Genomic DNA, 2,256 nt, shown 5'->3' with positions numbered 1-2,256 from the left:
AAATTTAAAGAGATTTGAACCGCCGTGGTACGTGACCCGTATGCCCGGTGGTGTGGGAGGAGAGACGTCGTGAGGCGTCTCCCTATCCCAATTAGGCTATTAGTCTAAATGGATATCAAAGTGTCAAAAAAAGACGAACAAAAAGCTCTGTTAGAAACAATTTTAGGTTCTGAAGTTATCATTCCAACCTCCGACATTCAGAGTCATAAAAATGATGGAATATTAAACATTGTTTCTCAGGATCTATTTGGTGGTTTAAGTCATTACTTTAACTCCAATGCACCATTCTTCCAGACAAGCCTGCCATTGGGTCGAATCGTCAGGTATAAAGATGGTAGTTTTTCATCAATGGAAAAATCCATCAAAGGAGGTTTCTCACAGCATCAAGGTTTTGATATTCTCAATAGCATGGACATTGTTCAGCAATTGATGAGCTGTGTAATGCCCATGCTTAACCAAAGGCTTACTTCGATATATTCTGATCTTATAAGCCAAAATAACTATTATCTAAGTCAAGTTCAGGATCAGTTCATTATTCCAGAGATAAGCAAATTAAAGTCAATTGCTGAGTTTATCAAGGATGTTTCGGATGAAATTACACATATATCAAAGTCTAATAATCTTTGTATTGCAACGCTGACCAATATTCAGCAGCGTCGAATTGATTTAAAGCAAATATTTCACACCTTTATTGCTCGACTTGAACAGTCGGTAAACTCAAGCTTCTTTGATCCGCAAAACATTGCAAATAGCTACCTTGTTGCGCGGTATTCGCTGTCAAATTACATTGTTTCACTTGTATTGGAGTGCATTGTATCTGGAAATATTGATGATGAAAGCGTAAGTAGATTGGAATCCAAAGTTGAAAAGTCTTTCAGCGATCTAAACCATATAACCCAAAAACTTTCCAATATTCTAGAAAATCGCAGGTATGCCAATTTTAATGAAATAAACAACATTAATTCATTTTACCGATGGTCGTATGATTATATGACTCAAAACCAAGTCAATAATCTGCATAATCAAAATCAAAATATTGACCGAATTCAGAGTGAAACGTTGACGTATTTTGATATTGAATTTGAGAAGAAGAGATTGAGAGAGTTTATTAAAGCGCGGCATGACTTTGTTAAAGTCATTAGGATATCGGGAAAATAAAATTGGTAATAAGGCCTAACAAACACATCCACTCGGACAGCAAAAAACAGCACTCGTTCCTCGCGCTGCTTTTTGCTGCCGGTGATGTGAGGCGTTATACGTTATGGAGAGTGCAGTGGCAAAACCAGGTACAAGCTTTGAGCTTCTAACCAAAGCCATATATGAAGAGATTCTCAGCACGGACGGGTACGAAACAGTTAGTGTCGAACATGATGTGAAAGTTCTTGGGCGGTCGGGCCAACTACACCAAATTGATGTTTACTGGGAATTTAAAATTGCCGGCCTAACTCATAGAGTTGCAGTAGAATGCAAGGAATACAGCAACACTGTCTCCGTAGGAAAAGTACGCGATTTCTATGGTGCACTTGAAGACATTGGAAACATACATGGGGTATTTGTCACGACGCAAGGCTACCAGTCTGGCGCAATCACTTATGCCGAGCACAAAAATATTTCACTAAAAGTTGTTAGCGAACCGAGCCAAGAAGACATTGACAACCACCAAGGTATTAAAGAAATACATTTTAATATTAACGCTCTTTGCATAAGCAATGTAGAGTTCATTCCAGAGTTCGATAATGAATGGCTCATTAAAAATACTGAGCTAAAGAAGGGTGATACTCTTGAATATAGCGGTATGAGTAATGAGCTGAAGGTTCTTGATGTTTCTTATAATTTAATAGGCACCCTTCATGATCTTGGGAATAAACTGTCTAGAACTCCTGAAAATACTAGAGGCCTCGTTCACAAGCAAGAATTCACTGAAGCATTTTTGTTTATACCAAGATCAAAATATCCACCAATTAAGTTAAAGTCAATAATATTTAAATATGATACATACACCATAAGTACAAAGAGCGAAATGCGCTTTAAACTTTTAGCTGAAGCTGTTCTAAAAGACATTATTACCGGTGAAACGCATTTGTATAAAAAACAAGCTTTACAAGATGACGTATAACAAGGCGCTTAAGCTTTGGACGCAGCAAGCTGCGCCGCTTAGCTTAGCGTGTGTGCCGGGCATGGCACTTAACTAGCGAGGTGCAAGTCCTCGTACCAGGTATTCGCAGAGCCGAAGGTTAGCGAAAGGACAAGGGCGTT

Annotated in this window: 2 protein-coding genes; both read left to right on the top strand. The window is 38.6% G+C overall.

Annotated elements, in window-relative coordinates; genetic code table 11:
• The first annotated feature begins 108 nt into the window (after positions 1-108).
• Positions 109-1,158 carry a hypothetical protein gene (locus H591_RS0114470; RefSeq protein WP_022967673.1) on the top strand — a complete coding sequence of 350 codons (1,050 nt, stop codon included), beginning with the start codon at positions 109-111 and terminating at the stop codon, positions 1,156-1,158.
• Positions 1,159-1,273: 115 nt separating this feature from the next.
• A complete protein-coding gene (locus H591_RS15770; protein ID WP_169337565.1) occupies positions 1,274-2,116 on the top strand; it encodes a restriction endonuclease in 843 nt (280 codons plus the stop codon).
• Positions 2,117-2,256 lie beyond the last annotated feature (140 nt).

It is taken from the genome of Denitrificimonas caeni DSM 24390, from assembly GCF_000421765.1.
GTDB lineage: Bacteria > Pseudomonadota > Gammaproteobacteria > Pseudomonadales > Pseudomonadaceae > Denitrificimonas > Denitrificimonas caeni.
The sequence above is the reverse complement of the archived record's forward strand: the minus strand, read 5'-3'. Positions and strand labels throughout refer to the sequence as shown.

What these genes read in the sequence shown, in the direction of transcription:
- H591_RS0114470 (WP_022967673.1), top strand. Translation starts at nt 109, where the DNA reads ATGGATATCAAAGTGTCAAAAAAAGACGAACAAAAAGCTCTGTTAGAA.